Genomic DNA, 14,524 nt, shown 5'->3' on the forward strand with positions numbered 1-14,524 from the left:
TCTCTCCTTTAGAATTTGGTTTTTGGTTAACTCTATTCTAACTGAGATGATGGGCTCCGGCTCATTTTCTATGAAAAAAATGACAGAGACGAGAGAGAAATGAAATCCCGCTGTTTTTCTGGAGGGGCTGGCCAGCCCCTCCAGAAAAACAGATTCCCTGCTCACCATTTTCTCATATTCAGAAACCCTTTTTACACAATTATACGGACTCAACTGTGCTTGATTATAGGTTAAATGATCGTCTGGTACAAAAAATAGAGAGTCAGATATATCCTCATTTTAAAGAACGTGAACCAAAGGTTGGTATTGAATGCTTACTGTTACTGGCTAGTTATTATGAAAAAAGACACAGATATAAGAAGGCAAATGCTTGTTACAAAGTGGCCATCCGTAAACCATTTAATAATAAAAGAAGGGAGATATTATTTTGAGAAAAATGATCCTGATTGCCTGCATCATTTCAACTCTGCTTTTCATTCAAACAACTGTAGCGACTGACAATGATGATCTGCCGGACTCGTCAAGTTATGAGCAACTGTTGCTCCGCTGATGAGGCTCTTAAAGCCCAGCTTTTCAAAATGAAGCTTTCTGAAAAACTTCCCTTCGAGTCTAAGGGGTTCAGTCAGGTTGTAATCACGGATGAAAAAAATAATGGGGAAAACATTATGACCCATTTTACTGTGTGGTCATCCGGCACAGAAAATCCGGTCAGGTCATGGTCATAGTCTATGCGAACAACTTTAATGCAACATATTCTTCGGATGGAGCGGACAAAGTCAGTCTTCACAAAAAAGTGAGCGGCTATTATGCAGGAAAGAGTTTATATTTTAAATATCAGGATATCATTTACAATGTTACCCATTCAAATAATCATGCGCAAAAGCAAACCTTGATCAATCTGGCTAATCAGATTATTGATTGATTTGACCGTAATCCGCTGTTCAGAAAGAATAAAAAAAGACCAGCGCTTTTAGGCGTCTGATCCTCCTCTTTTGTTATTACGTTAAGCTGCAGGGTTCTGTGTGATTTCGGCATCAATGTTAATTTTAATTTTATTTCCGACAACCAGGCTGCCGTTAGCCAGCGCCTGGCTCCAGGTCAGCCCGAAGTCGCGGCGGTCAATTGAGAAGGACAGACCTGCGCCGCTCCGTTTCAGACCGTATGGGTCGTCGATCGGCGTGCCGACTTCGGCGTCGAATGTCACCGATTTGGTGATACCTTTGATCGATAAATCTCCGGTGATCGTGTACTCGTCCTCATCTTTGCTGGTGATTGATGTGGAAACGAAACGAATTTCCGGGAATTTTTCCGCTTCAAAAAAATCTGCACTCTTCAGGTGATTGTCGCGATCGGCATTTCTTGTGTCAATGCTTGCAACATCCACCTTCGCGTCGATCGCCGTAATTTTTCCACTGTTGTCTGTGGTCACGGTTCCCGTTGTCACTTCGAAGTTCCCCCGGACATTTGACAGTCCCATATGCTTTACTGAAAAAGATGTTTCTGTGTGTGCCGTATCGATCGTCCATTCTGACATGTAAATCCTCTCCTCAATAACTCATTTTTTATATTTACGCGTCTGATACTCGATAAATAGGCCCGAATTCACAGGCGACGGTAAATTGCTGATTTTTGTAACTGATATAGTTACAGGATGAAGGCACAAAAATCATTCAGCAGGGAAAAGATGATCCAGTATATTCTGAATGCTTTGTGCCTTCAGCTTTTTCTCAAGCGCCGATTGGGCGCCATGAAATGCTTCTTCAAGTACTGCATTGATCCCTTTGCCAACCGGACAGTGCGGATTCGGGTTGGCGTGAACGGCGAACAGTTCACTCGACGGCTCCACAGCCCGGTAGACATCCAGCAGGGAAATCTCAGAAGGAGACTTCCTCAGAGCTGCCCCGGCTTTCCCGACCGATGTCCGGATCAGGCCGGCTTTTCTCAGCATACCCAGTATCCGTCGGATGACGACCGGATTGGTATTCACGCTCGATGCGATATAATCAGATGGCAAATCATCATGTGGGCGGGAAGCAATCAGAGCCAGAGTGTGGATGGCGACAGCCACACGTGAATTAATCATTTCTATCACCACCTGTAACTATTATAATTACAGGAGCGACCGAAGTCAATGGATGGGCACAAAAAACATCATGCACCTTTTCAGGACTGGTGGCAGATCGCCTGGTGCTTCCTTGACGCGCGACGGGAGATAGAAATACAATAGTCGTGGATCAGATGCTGAATAAAAAAGGATATCGGAGGACTCTCATGAACGGAAAACAGGCCGCGGGGTACCAGGCAGTTGATGAAATACATAACGGTATGACGGTTGGACTGGGGACAGGTTCAACAGTTTATTTCTTTCTTGAAGCACTGGCTCAGAAGGTGGCTTCCGGTCTGTCTGTCACAGGGGTGGCAACATCGCAGAAAACCATTGATCTGGCTGAAAACTGGAAAATCCCGATGGAGTCACTCAACGATGTGGATCGTATCGATCTGACTGTGGATGGTGCGGACGAAGTTGACCAGTGTATGAACGGGATCAAAGGCGGGGGCGGGGCCCTGCTCTATGAAAAAATGGTGGCACAGGCTTCAGATAAACGGCTGTGGATTGTCGACAGCAGGAAGAAAGTGCAGCAGCTTGGCGCATTCCCCCTGCCGATTGAGGTGATTCCGTTCGGCTGGAAGCAGATTGAAAAGATGATGCAGGAAAAAGGGTGTCATCCTCAGCTGCGTCTGAACACGGACGGCACTCCCTTTGAGACGGATGCCCATCATTATATTCTCGATCTTCACCTGGGGAAGATCGATGATCCTGAAGCACTTGCGGATGAACTGGATCATGTGACCGGTGTGGTTGAACATGGCTTGTTCATTCATATGACGGACAAGACCTTGATCGGCTATCCGGACGGACATGTTGAAACGATGGAAAGAAAAAAATGATTAAAAAAAAGGTACGGTTCCTGTCTGATGGACAGCTATCTCCAGACAGGAATGCGTACCTGATGTTATGTGGGTCCGGGGGTTTTTTTCGAAGCAGTGAGATCATGTTTCCTTTTTTTCCAGAGCTTCTACTCGTTTTTCCAGGCTTGATATTTTTTTGTAGTTTGCCACCAGACGTTTAATCAGGTTCAGTTCAGCCTGAGCGGTCATCACGTGATCCTGGGCATGAACCATGAGAAAACTCGGTGTATGCCCGTCATTTGATTTCTGTATCGTTTCAGTCTGCCATTTGTGGCCCTGCAGAAATTCATTTTCTGCAGCGTCCAGATGCTTTTGTGATTCTTCAAAGTTGAAACCTCTTCCGCACGAATAACATCCCCCCTATGTTGTAAACGTTTACAAATTGGAATGTAAAAAAATACATTATTCCGCCTCTATTGTAACCTGATGTGTCTCATCAGTTAAAGATGCGGAATAATGACAGAATGGTCCCTGTTTAATGAAGTTTTTTACCCGCTGTTTCATAGCTTTTTCTCAGATCAAGAGCGACTTCGGGATAGTCGGTGATCAGGGCGTCCAGTCCCATCTGAAAAGCCAGCTGCATATGCTTCGGTTTGTTGACGGTCCAGGCGCGTACCTTAATGTTATGCTGGTGAAGCTGTTTGGCCGTGTCAGAAAAGGCAGAAGGCTCCCACAGATGCTGAGCGGTCGCGCCAACCTGCTGTGTATAGCGCCATGGCTCAGCCAGACGTTCCCAGAGCAGAAGGGCGACCTCTGCTGAAGCATCGGTCTTTTTCAGTCGGATCAGGGATTCATGATTGAAAGATGAATAGACGACCGGAAGATTTGCACGGTATGCGTCGACGATCCGGACAACACGTTCTTCAATCCCGGGATAAACATTTCGGTCTGTTTTCAATTCAATATTGATCACGCCACTGTAATCGGAAAGAAGCTCCAGCACTTCTTTAAGTGTCGGTACTTTTTCTTTCCTATAGTTCCCGGAGAACCAGGACCCGGCGTCCAGCTCCTGCAGATCGCGCAGGGTAAATTGTTTAATCTGACCTGTGCCATTGGTTGTCCGGTTTACTTTCTCATCATGCATCACCACGACTTCCTGATCTTTCGTCAGATGTACATCCAGTTCAATACCGTCACTTTGGACACGGGCAGCCTCTTCAAAAGCGGCCAGTGTATTTTCCGGACGGTTGGCTTTACTTCCGCGATGGGCGAAAATCGCAGTTCTCATGGTTAGCCTCCTCAGAAATTTGTCGAGATCAAATAAAAATAAGATTTAATCAGAGCTACTCTCTATTTTAATGTAGCATGAAAAAAGGATGAAAGAATTCATCTTGCCATTTTTAACATAAAACAGACCGTATTTACATACAGGAAACAAAAGTTCATATATCTGTTCACGATTTAGTCGTATGATCCTCGTTCGTGGTTATTGACGCCCTGTGGGATGTTGATTAGTATGAGGATACATGTGTACAGGGGGAAGAACACGTTGGCAGGAAAAACGGATTCTTTGGCCGGAAACGCATCTTCCGGAAGAGCAAAAGGGATGGCACTCGTTCTGAGCGGAGCCGTGCTCTGGGGGGTGTCGGGTAATGCCGCCCAATATCTTTTTAATGAGAAGCTAGTGAGTCCCGGCTGGCTGACGTCGGTCCGGATGCTGAGTGCCGGTTTCCTTCTCTTACTATGGTCTGCAGCCTTAAACCGGAGGGCCGTCTGGAGAATCTGGACAGAGAGGCGTTCTGTCCGGGATCTGCTCATTTTTGGACTGATCGGGATGATCGGCTCTCAGTACACATACTTTGAAGCGGTAGCGGCGGGAAATGCGGCAACAGCGACACTGCTGCAGTATCTGAATCCTGTGCTTATTATGAGCTATCTGATTCTGAGATGGCGCAGAAAACCGAACCGGGTTGAAAGTGCAGCGATCCTCCTTGCTCTTGCCGGCGTCTTTTTTATTGTGACCAGGGGGCATCCCGGTCAGCTGTCCCTTGCCCCGGCTGCTCTTTTCTGGGGGCTGCTTTCTGCACTTGGCGGAGCCATCTACTCCTGTCAGCCATCACGTTTGCTGAAAAAGTGGGGAGCTGCCCCTGTCGTTGGCTGGGGAATGATCATCGGAGGAACAGCGATGAGTCTGTTTTACCCGCCATGGATTTTTCATGGTCAGTGGTCCGGTGAAACGTTGGCCGGTATGGCGTTCGTCATCTTTTTAGGCACTTTTCTGTCCTTTTATCTTTATCTGGCCAGTCTGAAGTACCTCCAGCCGATTGAGACCAGTCTGCTTGGCTGTGCAGAGCCTTTATCGGCTGCCGCAGTCAGCGTGACCATCATGAAAGTACCCTTTACGGTCTTTGACTGGCTGGGGGCATTTTGTATTATTATGACCGTTGTGATCCTGTCATTTCCACAGAAGCGATAAACCGAATGTGTATTGCTCTCCTGTTTTTGACAGAATAAAGGATAAATGCTGTCGCAACCTGTTCATTTCCCGGGAAATGATGTACACCTTCAGAAAATGTGAAAGTGTGTCGACTCAGACGGGACAGAAAGACGGGTAAATTTAATCGAAATTAAGGTGAATCTCCTGTGTTTTCGAAAATTAAACGCCTGCTGATAGGCAGGCCGCTTAAATCAACTGAAGCTACTTCGCAGAAATTAAATAAATTTAAAGCACTTGCCGTACTGTCTTCAGATGCTCTTTCATCTGTTGCCTACGGACCGGAACAGATCCTGATCGTTCTGATCGCAGCAGGGAGCGCGGCACTGTGGTATTCGCTTCCGATCACACTGGGTGTGCTGGTCCTGCTTGTTGCTCTGGTGCTTTCCTACAGGCAGATTATCTTCGCCTATCCGGGCGGAGGCGGTGCTTATATGGTGGCCAAGGAAAATCTGGGTGTTAATTTTGGACTGACTGCCGGTGGTGCCCTGCTGGTTGATTATATTCTGACCGTGGCGGTCAGTGTCTCTGCAGGTACCGATGCCATCACATCGGCTTTTCCCGTACTTCGTGAGCACCATGTGCTTATTGCGGTACTTATTGTTATTTTGATTACACTTTTGAATTTACGTGGATTGACAGATTCGGCTACACTTCTCTCGTATCCTGTCTATTTTTTCGTTCTGATGATGCTTTTTGTGATTGGTGCAGGTGCATTCGGAGCTGTAACAGGAACGGCTGCGCCTGTGCAGTCACATCCTGCAATCGGTACCCCGGTTATGGGAATCAGTCTGTTTCTTCTTCTGCGGGCTTTTGCATCCGGCTGTACAGCACTGACCGGTGTTGAAGCTATTTCAAATGCGATATCGAGTTTTAAGGCACCCGCTCCTGAAAATGCCGCAAAAACGCTGCTGATGATGGGAGGCATTCTGGCCATTCTCCTGTCAGGAACAGTTTCTATTGCTTACTGGTACGGCATTCAGCCGGTGAGTGATCAGACTGTGCTCTCGCAGATGGGTGAAACGATCTTCGGACGCAATATTTTCTACTATTTTCTTCAGGTCGGAACAGCACTGATTCTGGTGCTTGCGGCCAATACCGGCTACTCAGCTTTTCCGCTCCTTGCCTTTAACCTGGCAAAAGATAAATTCATGCCCCGGCCGTTCACTGTTAAAGGGGACAGGCTCGGATTTTCCAATGGGATCATCACTCTCGGAGCATTGTCGATTGTTCTGATCATGATCTTTAACGGCAGGACTGAAAATCTGATCCCGCTGTATGCCGTAGGTGTCTTTATTCCTTTTTCCCTGTCCCAGACCGGAATGATTGTTCACTGGATGAAGAATAAACCGAAGGGGTGGGTTGGTAAGCTGGTGACGAATTTTGTTGGCGCGCTGATCTGCTACCTGATTCTGATCATTTTTATTGTCACGAAATTCACCCAGATCTGGCCGGTTTTCATCTTTGTTCCACTCGTTGTGGGTATTTTTCATAAAATTCATCAGCATTATCTGCATGTTGCCGACCAGTTGCGGGTGGATATCTCCGTTTCGCTCCGTTCCATTAAAACTACAGATAATGTGATTATCGTCCCGATTGCCGGAATTACAAAAGTCGTGGAACAGTCGCTGACCTATGCCAAATCCTTATCCGGCAATGTGGTTGCTGTCTATATCGGCAGCCGGCCGGAGGTCATTAAAAAAATTGAAAAAGAATGGGATGCATGGCATACAGGTATTCGACTGGTCACGATTTACTCGATTTATCGCAGCATCACGGATCCGCTTGTCCGCTTTATTCAGTCTATCAAGTATAAGGCAGATAAAGACGGGGCAACGGTAACGGTTGTCTTCCCGCAGTTCTATACGAAAAAGTGGTGGCAGCGTCTGCTGCATAACCAGTCCGGTGTACTGATCAAGGCGAGTCTGATCAGGCTTGTCGATGTCGTGATTGCCACAGTACCTTACCGCTTAAAAAAATAAACGCCAAAGGAGGGACAGAATGAAAAGCCATCGACTCCGGCCGGTTTCAGAAGGCATCATATTTCTCCTGATCAGCGGGACGGGAGGTTTTCTGCTGTCGCTGACCGGCCTTTCCATCGGCTGGATGGTGGGGACGCTGCTGCTTTCCGGCTGGCTGGGCATCGGGTTCCCAAAATTTACCCATTCACTGATCAGGTCAGAAACATCCGGGAGGAACTGGCTGCGGACCGGACAGCTGCTCCTCGGTATCCAGATGGGGCGACAGGTCAATGCCTCCGTTATTCGCGTCTTTCGCGAGCATGGATTATTGATTCTGTTGATGATGATCCTGTCTGTTTTTCTCGCACTTCTTACCGGCTTCATGCTGCATCGCTTCAGCCGGACGGATCTGGTCACCAGTTTTTACGCAACGACGCCGGGCGGGCTGTCGTCAATGATTGGTATTGCAGAGGAGGCCGGGGCGAATCTGGCTGTGGTCAGTGTGATTCAGACCCTGCGGGTGATCCTGGTCGTCAGCAGTATTCCTGTAGCTCTGTCTCTGTGGAGCGGAGCAGGTTCCGCTTCGGCGCAGGCAGGTTCTCCTTTTACGGAAGGCAGTCTTTTTCCCGGTCTTGCCTGTGCGGCCGGCCTCTCTGCACTTTGCATATTTCTTGGACTCCGCCTGCACATGCCTGCTCCGTGGCTGATCGGCAGCATGATCGGGACCTCAGTCGTGCAGGTTCTGCTTTCCACGATAGGCGCAGGCGAGGCCGGTATCTGGTGGCACCCGGATCTGATTATTCTGGCTCAGGTGCTGATCGGCTCAGCTGTCGGCTGTCGGCTGAGCCGGAAGATGTTCGCCGGCCTCGGACGGATCACGCTGATCGGGCTCATCGGTTCTATTGCTCTGACCGGTGCCATGATTCTCTTTGCCTTGATTGTATCGCATTTTACAGGCGTTCCGGGCATCACCTCGATCCTCGCTTTTGCCCCGGGCGGCATTGCGGAAATGGCGGCCACATCCGTTGTCGTCCATGCGGATGCTACATTTGTCGTCTCCTGTCAGGTCCTGCGCGTGCTGACCATCTGTATCGTGCTTCCTCCGTTCTTTACCTTTTTACTGCACCGCCGCGCGTCTCATGCCAGGCGATCACCGGACAGGAGCTGAGACATACGACAGGAAGGAAACAGTCACCTGTTTTTACTTTTTTTCAGATAAGTGCCTCGCGGATTCAGACTCCAGGTCTCTTCCTGGATCGTTTACCCACATCATGGTAAAATCAAGGTTAAACAGGACGCCGAGCGCCGGCGCCTGTAAAGGAACCAGTGCAGTCGACTCAGGCTAAAGGGGATGGCGCAATTGGCAGAAAAACAATGGGAGCAGGCCGTTTTTGCCGGAGGATGTTTCTGGTGCATGGTGAAACCTTTTGATACACTTCCCGGGATTATCAAAGTGGTCTCAGGTTATACAGGCGGACATGTCGCCGATCCGACCTATGAACAGGTTAAGTCCGGCGCGACCGGCCACATGGAAGCGGTACAGATTACATATGATCCGGACGTTTTTCCATATGAAAAATTGCTGGAACTCTATTGGCGGCAGATTGATCCAACCGACGCCGGCGGCCAGTTTATTGACCGCGGCTCAAATTACCGGACGGCGATTTTTTATCACAATGCACGTCAGAAGGCACTGGCGGAACAATCGAAAAGAGCGCTGACAGCAAGCGGAAAATTCAGGAAACCGATCGTCACGCGCATCCTGCCGGCTGCGACGTTTTATCCGGCTGAAGAGGAGCACCAGCAGTTCTACCGAAAGAATCCGGAGCGCTATGCCGGAGAAATTGCTGAATCCGGCCGTGACGTCTTTATCCGGAAGAACTGGCAGAAAAAATGAACGGTTGACCCAGCTGAACGGGTCGATCATTGGTTTCCTGCATCATGAAATCTGACTGTTCTGCATAAGGATAGAAAACAGATCTTGAAAATACCATTCAAGTATTGTAAACTAATTATCAACTGAAAACGAATGAATAAAACCATTCTTATCAAGAGAAGTCGAGGGACTGGCCCGATGACGCTTCAGCAACCGTCGCCGAAAGCAGGCGACAAGGTGCTAATTCCAGCAGACGAAACAAGGAGTCTGAGGGATAAGAAGAAACCTGGTGAAACAGCCTTCTTCTTTCCGAAGAAGGCTGTTATTTTTTAGCCGGGCGCCGGATATCCCTGAATATATAAAGGGGGAACTGAGCATGTCAAACTATCAGACGGAAACGAAGCTGACGCAGATCGGGAATGGGTTTGACCAGTTAGGGGCGGTGAATATACCGATTTATTTATCGACGGCATACAAGCATCAGGGCATTGGCATTTCCAAAGGCTATGATTATATCAGAACAGGAAATCCGACACGATCCGTCCTCGAGAAGGCGATTGCCGAAATCGAAGGCGGACAGGAAGGTTTTGCCTGTAGTTCCGGTATGAGTGCCATTCAGCTTGTCTTTTCACTCTTCAGTTCAGGTGACCACATTATTGCCTCGCGTGACCTTTATGGCGGCACGTACCGTCTGTTTGAAATCCTCGCAAAACAGGTTCACCTCTCGTTTACTTACTGGGACGGCGAAAGCGTTGAAGAACTTGCGGCTGACATCCGGCCGGAGACTAAAGCGCTGTTCATTGAAACACCGACGAATCCGCTGATGCATGAAGTCGATATCTCTGAACTTTCTTATATCACGAAGAAAAATCATTTACTGCTGATTGTAGACAATACCTTCTATACTCCGGTGCTGCAGAAACCGATCGCCGAGGGGGCAGACCTGGTCGTCTACAGTGCAACCAAGTACCTGGCCGGGCATAACGATGTACTGGCCGGACTGGTTGTATCCAATTCGGAAAAAGTGACAGAACGGCTGAGAGTGTACCACAATTCCTGTGGTGCCGTTCTGGATCCGTTTGATTCGTGGCTTCTGATACGCGGTCTCAAGACACTGGCCCTGCGCATGAGGCAGCACCAGGAGAATGCCGGGCGTCTTGCTGCCTGGCTTGGGAAGCAGCTTTTTGTCACAAAAGTGCTGTATCCGGGAAAAGGCGGCATGGTCAGCTTCGAACTGACGAAGAAAGCGTATATTGAGCCGTTTCTCAAAGCCCTTCACTTGATTACTTTTGCTGAGAGTCTGGGAGGTGTGGAAAGTCTGATCACCTATCCGGCGACACAGACGCATGCCGATATTCCGGAAGCTTTGCGGCTGAAATACGGTCTGTCCGACAGGCTGCTTCGCCTGTCGGCGGGAATTGAACACCCGGATGATCTGATTGCTGATCTGGATCAGGCGTTCCGGTCTTTACAGAAGGGGGCGGCGGTTCATGGCTGATTCTTTCGGCTTTTCGACACGACTGATCCGGGAGTCGGTGGCGGTTGATAAACAGACCGGTGCGGCGAATGTACCGGTCTACCTGTCATCGACGTTTCATCAGAAAAGTTTTGATCAGTTCGGAAAGTATGACTACAGCCGATCAGGCAATCCGACGCGGGAAGTGCTGGAACAGGCCATTGCCCGTCTTGAAGGCGGTGTCCGCGGGTTTGCTTTCGCCTCCGGCATGGCGGCGATTTCGACAGCTTTTCTGCTGCTTTCTTCCGGTGACCATGCGGTGGTTCCGAAGAATGTGTACGGCGGGACGTTTCGCATTCTGACACAGGTTCTGGGCAGGCTCGGCATCGAACATACCTTTGTCAATATGACAGATCTGGATGAGGTTGAGCGGGCCATTCGGCCGAATACGAAAGTGATTTATATTGAAACGCCGTCCAATCCGACTTTCAGGATTACGGATATACACGCGATCTCGCAGATTGCCAGAACCCATCGATGTTATACGTTCGCAGACAATACCTTTATGAGTCCGGTATTTCAGCGTCCGCTTGCGCTTGGCGCCGATCTGGTCCTCCACAGTGCGACCAAATTCATTTCCGGTCACAGCGATGTCGTGGCCGGGCTTGCCGTGGCGGGAGGTGAGGAACTTGCGGAAAAAATGTATTTTCTGCAAAACGCGCTGGGTGCCGTTCTTGGTGTACAGGACGCCTGGCTTCTGCTCAGAGGACTGAAAACGCTGGACGTCCGCATTCGCCGGTCGGCGGCATCTGCCCGTAAAATTGCCGGATTTCTGGCTGAGCAGCCTGAGGTCAGGCACGTTTATTATCCCGGTCTGCCTGACCACCCGGGGCACGCCGTGCAGGCCCGTCAGTCAGAATCCGGAGGTGCGGTTCTGTCGTTTGATTTGGGGAATGAGGCCGGTGCGCGGCTTTTCGTTGACAGGGTCGAAATTCCGGTTTTCGCAGTCAGCCTTGGTGCTGTTGAGTCGATTCTGTCTTATCCGCCGAGAATGTCCCATGCGGAGCTCTCACCGGATGAACAGAAAGACGCCGGAATCAGCAGCGGACTGCTTCGGCTGTCCGTCGGCCTGGAAGACTCAGAGGACCTGATCTGTGACCTCCGGAGGGGTCTTTCAGCAGTAAGAGAAAGTAAGAATGGCGCAGTAAGGAGTGGAGAGTCTTGCGGACGTCTATCTTGAATGAATTAAAGAAAAGAATACTGATCGGTGATGGCGCGATGGGGACCCTGCTTTATTCCTATGGCATTGATCGATGTTTTGAGGAAATGAATCTTTCACATGCGGATGATATCCGCCACGTCCATGAGGCTTATATCAACGCAGGAGCAGATCTGATTCAGACCAATTCGTATGGGGCGAACGCGATTAAACTGGCGCGGTACGGACTTGAAAAGGAGGTCAGGAGCATCAATACGGCGGCTGTTCAACTGGCCAGAAGTGCAGCCCGGCCGGAAACGTTCGTGGTCGGTACGATTGGTGGGATTCGCGGCCTCAGACAGCAGCCCTCGAGCCTCAGCGAGATTACAGATAGCTTTCGTGAACAGGCGGAAACGCTTCTTGACGGCGGTGTAGATGGTCTGCTTCTTGAAACTTATTATGATTTTGATGAACTGCGTCATGTGCTGAAGATCGCGCGAAAGATGACCGATCGGCCGATTATCACCCATGTGTCAATGCAGGAGCCCGGTGTTCTGCTCAATGGACTTCCTTTTGCCTCCGCCCTGTCCGAACTTGAAAATCTCGGAGCCGATATCGTCGGGACAAATTGCAGACTGGGTCCGTTTCATATGGTTCAGGCTCTGAGCGGCATCCCGCTTCCGAAGCACGCTTTCCTGTCTGCTTACCCGAACGGCAGTCTTCCGGATTACCGTGACGGAAAGTTGTATTATGAGACCAAGCCGGAATATTTTAAAAAATATGCGGTAAAATTCCGAAATGAAGGAGTGCGGCTGCTTGGCGGCTGCTGCGGGACGACACCGGTACAAATCTCAGCTTTCAGGCAGGGCATTTCCGAACTTGAGCCCCTGGTAACTAAATCGGTTACCGAACCCGTCGAATCGATTCAGATCACCGTCCGGGAAAATGAACTCGAGACGCCGCTTTATAAAAAAGCGATCAGTGGCCGTTCTGTATTTGTCGAATACGACACCCCGCGCAACTTAAAGACTGAAACGTTCTTCAAAGGGGTCCGGGCCCTGCAGAATGCGGGTGCTGATGCGATCACCATGGCTGATAATTCGCTGGCGTCGCCGCGTATCAGTAACTCAGCAATCGGGCGGCTGATTATAGAGCATTTTACCATCCCGCCGCTGATTCATCTGACCTGCCGTGACCGCAATCTGATTGGCCTTCAGTCCCATCTGATGGGGCTGGATATCCTGGGACTTCATGATTTGCTGATTGTGACCGGAGACCCGACAAAGATCGGTGACTTTCCCGGAGCGACCTCTGTTTACGATCTGTCCTCCATGCAATTAATTGAACTGGTGAAAAAGTTTAACCGGGGCATCTCTTATTCAGGAAAAAGTCTCCGTCATCCCACGCATTTTCGAGTTGCCGCGGCTTTTAATCCCAATGTCCGTAATCTCGACCGTGCCGTTCAGCGCCTGAAACGGAAGATCGACTGTGGCGCCGACTATTTTATCTCTCAGCCGGTCTTTGACAAAAAGCGGATCGTTGAAATCAGTCAGACATTAAGCGGAGTATCGGCCCCGGTGTACCTTGGCATTATGCCGCTGACCTCGTCGCGTAACGCTGAATTTCTGCATAACGAAGTACCAGGCATTCAGCTGACCGATGAGGTTCGGCAGCGGATGGCTCTCGCCGCAGAGCAGGGTAAAGCGCAAGAAAGACAAACGGGACTTGCGATTGCAAAAGAACTGATTGATACGGCCATGCAGTACTTCCGCGGAATTTATCTGATCACGCCGCTGAGCCGGTACTCGATGTCGGTTGAGCTGATTCAGTATGTAAAAGAAAAAGAACGTATCCTGTCTGACCTTGCCCGGCTGCATAGCCACAGTGCCCGATAAAAAGACATCAGACTATTCCAGAATCGTGATATGATGAATAGACGAAGCATCTATTTTATGAAAAGAGGTCTTTATCTTGATTGAACATATTGTGCTGTTCAAGTTCAGCGACAGGACAACAGGAGCGCAGAAAGAGGAAGCCGCACGGCGGCTGCGGCATTTGATCCATGAATTGCCGGGAATTATCGATATTCAGGCCGGGCAGAATTACTCGACGCGAAGCAAGGGCTATTCTCTGGGCCTGACCGTTCGCTTCCCGACGAAAGCCGACCATGAACACTACACCCCGTCACCGGAGCATCAGGCGGTGGTATCCTATATGAAAGAAATTGGACTTGTGGATTCCCTCGCAGTTGATTTTGAAATTCCATCTGAAAAATAATGATGAATAGCTGCTGCCTGTTCCTGTGCGGGACAGGCTTTTTCGTTTCGGCTGAAATCGTCCGAAATTGAGAAGCTGTGGCGAGTTTAAAGCCAACCTGAATCGACGTGTTGATCCCGCCCATCATGGATGACGCTTAGAACAGAATGGATAGCGCCACCGCACGAAGCAGATGATTAACAGGATCATCATTGGAAATGGGAGTCGTCTTTAATAAGCGGAGATTTTCCGCTTAAAGGCAGAATAGAACGGGTTTCAGAGTATCATAAGCGGAGAATTTCCGCTTAGGCATTGAAAAATCCCCCCTTTTCATGTTTTTTGAATCAATAGGCGGAATTCCTCCGTCTATTGA

Annotated in this window: 14 protein-coding genes, 1 pseudogene and 1 riboswitch; of the genes and pseudogenes, 11 read left to right on the forward strand and 4 right to left on the reverse strand. The window is 49.3% G+C overall.

From position 1 onward, the window contains the following. Positions 1–427 precede the first annotated feature (427 nt). The gene (locus tag EWH91_RS14875) at positions 428–550 is read left to right on the forward strand and encodes a hypothetical protein (protein ID WP_256359840.1); all 123 of its coding nucleotides are present in this window, start codon (positions 428–430) and stop codon (positions 548–550) included. Between the two features lie 165 nt (positions 551–715). Beyond that, on the forward strand, positions 716–922 hold the full coding sequence (locus EWH91_RS12555; RefSeq protein ID WP_129930380.1) for a hypothetical protein: 207 nt from the start codon (positions 716–718) through the stop codon (positions 920–922). 81 nt (positions 923–1,003) lie between these two features. Here the strand turns inward: EWH91_RS12555 and EWH91_RS12560 are convergent, their stop codons facing one another. Both EWH91_RS12560 and EWH91_RS12565 read right to left on the reverse strand, forming a co-directional pair. Further along, positions 1,004–1,534, reverse strand: a complete 531-nt coding sequence (locus tag EWH91_RS12560; protein WP_129930381.1) for a YceI family protein — start codon at positions 1,532–1,534, stop codon at positions 1,004–1,006. Positions 1,535–1,666: 132 nt separating this feature from the next. After that, the gene (locus EWH91_RS12565) at positions 1,667–2,083 is read right to left on the reverse strand and encodes an Rrf2 family transcriptional regulator (protein ID WP_129930382.1); all 417 of its coding nucleotides are present in this window, start codon (positions 2,081–2,083) and stop codon (positions 1,667–1,669) included. A gap of 188 nt (positions 2,084–2,271) precedes the next feature. On the opposite strand from EWH91_RS12565, the gene rpiA reads away from it, so the two are divergent. Next, on the forward strand, positions 2,272–2,949 hold the full coding sequence (gene rpiA / locus EWH91_RS12570) for a ribose-5-phosphate isomerase RpiA (RefSeq protein WP_129930383.1): 678 nt from the start codon (positions 2,272–2,274) through the stop codon (positions 2,947–2,949). A gap of 102 nt (positions 2,950–3,051) precedes the next feature. Here the strand turns inward: rpiA and EWH91_RS12575 are convergent. Beyond that, a pseudogene (locus EWH91_RS12575) lies at positions 3,052–3,291 on the reverse strand (PTS lactose/cellobiose transporter subunit IIA); the annotation flags it as partial. Between the two features lie 154 nt (positions 3,292–3,445). Continuing rightward, complete coding sequence (locus EWH91_RS12580; RefSeq protein ID WP_129930385.1) at positions 3,446–4,198, reverse strand: glycerophosphodiester phosphodiesterase; 753 nt, start codon at positions 4,196–4,198, stop codon at positions 3,446–3,448. Positions 4,199–4,459: 261 nt separating this feature from the next. On the opposite strand from EWH91_RS12580, the gene EWH91_RS12585 reads away from it, so the two are divergent. From EWH91_RS12585 to EWH91_RS12620, 8 genes are all read left to right on the forward strand, one after another. Beyond that, positions 4,460–5,386 (forward strand): DMT family transporter, encoded by a 927-nt coding sequence (locus EWH91_RS12585; protein ID WP_240697364.1) that lies wholly within the window; start codon positions 4,460–4,462, stop codon positions 5,384–5,386. 167 nt (positions 5,387–5,553) lie between these two features. Then, complete coding sequence (locus EWH91_RS12590; RefSeq protein ID WP_129930386.1) at positions 5,554–7,386, forward strand: APC family permease; 1,833 nt, start codon at positions 5,554–5,556, stop codon at positions 7,384–7,386. A 19-nt stretch (positions 7,387–7,405) separates the two neighbouring features. Next, positions 7,406–8,533: an AbrB family transcriptional regulator gene (locus tag EWH91_RS12595; RefSeq protein WP_129930387.1), complete on the forward strand. Its 1,128-nt coding sequence runs from the start codon at positions 7,406–7,408 to the stop codon at positions 8,531–8,533. A 192-nt stretch (positions 8,534–8,725) separates the two neighbouring features. Then, a complete protein-coding gene (gene msrA / locus EWH91_RS12600; protein ID WP_165364325.1) occupies positions 8,726–9,262 on the forward strand; it encodes a peptide-methionine (S)-S-oxide reductase MsrA in 537 nt (178 codons plus the stop codon). A 145-nt stretch (positions 9,263–9,407) separates the two neighbouring features. Next, a riboswitch (SAM riboswitch) is annotated at positions 9,408–9,522 on the forward strand. Between the two features lie 95 nt (positions 9,523–9,617). Further along, on the forward strand, positions 9,618–10,739 hold the full coding sequence (locus EWH91_RS12605; protein WP_129930389.1) for an aminotransferase class I/II-fold pyridoxal phosphate-dependent enzyme: 1,122 nt from the start codon (positions 9,618–9,620) through the stop codon (positions 10,737–10,739). After that, entirely contained in the window at positions 10,732–11,937 is a 1,206-nt protein-coding gene (gene metC / locus EWH91_RS12610) for a cystathionine beta-lyase (RefSeq protein WP_129930390.1), read from the forward strand. The genes EWH91_RS12605 and metC overlap by 8 nt, the downstream gene beginning before the upstream one ends. After that, positions 11,919–13,790 carry a bifunctional homocysteine S-methyltransferase/methylenetetrahydrofolate reductase gene (locus EWH91_RS12615; protein ID WP_129930391.1) on the forward strand — a complete coding sequence of 624 codons (1,872 nt, stop codon included), beginning with the start codon at positions 11,919–11,921 and terminating at the stop codon, positions 13,788–13,790. Before metC ends, EWH91_RS12615 begins: the two co-directional genes overlap by 19 nt. Positions 13,791–13,866: 76 nt before the next feature. Continuing rightward, positions 13,867–14,172, forward strand: a complete 306-nt coding sequence (locus tag EWH91_RS12620; RefSeq protein WP_129930392.1) for a Dabb family protein — start codon at positions 13,867–13,869, stop codon at positions 14,170–14,172. The last annotated feature ends 352 nt before the right edge of the window (positions 14,173–14,524 follow it).

This window comes from Sporolactobacillus sp. THM19-2, from assembly GCF_004153195.1.
Classification (GTDB): Bacteria; Bacillota; Bacilli; order Bacillales; family Sporolactobacillaceae; genus Sporolactobacillus.